Genomic DNA, 1,711 nt, shown 5'->3' with positions numbered 1-1,711 from the left:
GCTGTGTAGGTTTCCGTAATATTCCTTAGAAAGGAGGTGATCCAGCCGCAGGTTCTCCTACGGCTACCTTGTTACGACTTCACCCCAATCATCTGTCCCACCTTAGACGGCTAGCTCCTAAAAGGTTACCCCACCGGCTTTGGGTGTTACAAACTCTCATGGTGTGACGGGCGGTGTGTACAAGGCCCGGGAACGTATTCACCGCGACATGCTGATTCGCGATTACTAGCGATTCCGACTTCATGTAGGCGAGTTGCAGCCTACAATCCGAACTGAGAATGACTTTAAGAGATTAGCTAAACCTCGCGGTCTCGCGACTCGTTGTATCATCCATTGTAGCACGTGTGTAGCCCAGGTCATAAGGGGCATGATGACTTGACGTCGTCCCCACCTTCCTCCGGTTTGTCACCGGCAGTCTCGCCAGAGTGCCCAACTTAATGCTGGCAACTGACAACAAGGGTTGCGCTCGTTGCGGGACTTAACCCAACATCTCACGACACGAGCTGACGACAGCCATGCACCACCTGTCACTTTGTCCCCGAAGGGAAAGCTTGATCTCTCAAGTGGTCAAAGGATGTCAAGACCTGGTAAGGTTCTTCGCGTTGCTTCGAATTAAACCACATGCTCCACCGCTTGTGCGGGCCCCCGTCAATTCCTTTGAGTTTCAACCTTGCGGTCGTACTCCCCAGGCGGAATGCTTATTGCGTTAGCTGCGGCACTGAAGGGCGGAAACCCTCCAACACCTAGCATTCATCGTTTACGGCGTGGACTACCAGGGTATCTAATCCTGTTTGCTACCCACGCTTTCGAACCTCAGCGTCAGTTACAGACCAGAGAGCCGCTTTCGCCACTGGTGTTCTTCCATATATCTACGCATTTCACCGCTACACATGGAGTTCCACTCTCCTCTTCTGCACTCAAGTCTTCCAGTTTCCAATGCTATTCTCCGGTTAAGCCGAAGGCTTTCACATCAGACTTAAAAAACCGCCTGCGTTCCCTTTACGCCCAATAAATCCGGATAACGCTTGCCACCTACGTATTACCGCGGCTGCTGGCACGTAGTTAGCCGTGACTTGCTGGTTAGATACCGTCAACTGATGAACAGTTACTCTCATCAGTGTTCTTCTCTAACAACAGAGCTTTACGATCCGAAGACCTTCTTCACTCACGCGGCGTTGCTCCATCAGGCTTTCGCCCATTGTGGAAGATTCCCTACTGCTGCCTCCCGTAGGAGTTTGGGCCGTGTCTCAGTCCCAATGTGGCCGATCAACCTCTCAGTTCGGCTACGCATCATCACCTTGGTAGGCCGTTACCCCACCAACTAGTTAATGCGCCGCGGGTCCATCCAGAAGCGATAGCAGAACCATCTTTCATCTAAGAACCATGCGGTTCTTAGAGATATGCGGTATTAGCACCTGTTTCCAAGTGTTATCCCCCTCTTCTGGCAGGTTACCCACGTGTTACTCACCCGTCCGCCACTCAACTTTCTTACGGTGATGCAAGCATCGGTGTAAGAAAGTTGCGTTCGACTTGCATGTATTAGGCACGCCGCCAGCGTTCATCCTGAGCCAGGATCAAACTCTCAATTTAAATAAGTTTGTGACTCATTATTATTTATACTAGCGAATTGACTTCGCAAATGTTTGCTCTTATAAATAAGAGACCCTACACATTTGTTTCATCGAAACTTTGTTCAGTTTTCAAAGATCTA

At 50.2% G+C, this 1,711-nt stretch carries 1 rRNA gene; it reads right to left on the bottom strand.

Annotated features, from left to right (window positions below):
• Nucleotides 1-29: 29 nt before the first annotated feature.
• Nucleotides 30-1,590: ribosomal RNA gene (locus tag JCM14209_RS09575) — 16S ribosomal RNA — on the bottom strand.
• Nucleotides 1,591-1,711: the final 121 nt, after the last annotated feature.

The sequence above is a fragment of the Ligilactobacillus hayakitensis DSM 18933 = JCM 14209 genome (assembly GCF_000615845.1).
In the GTDB taxonomy this organism is placed as follows: domain Bacteria; phylum Bacillota; class Bacilli; order Lactobacillales; family Lactobacillaceae; genus Ligilactobacillus; species Ligilactobacillus hayakitensis.
This window is presented reverse-complemented; position numbering and strand designations above follow the sequence as displayed.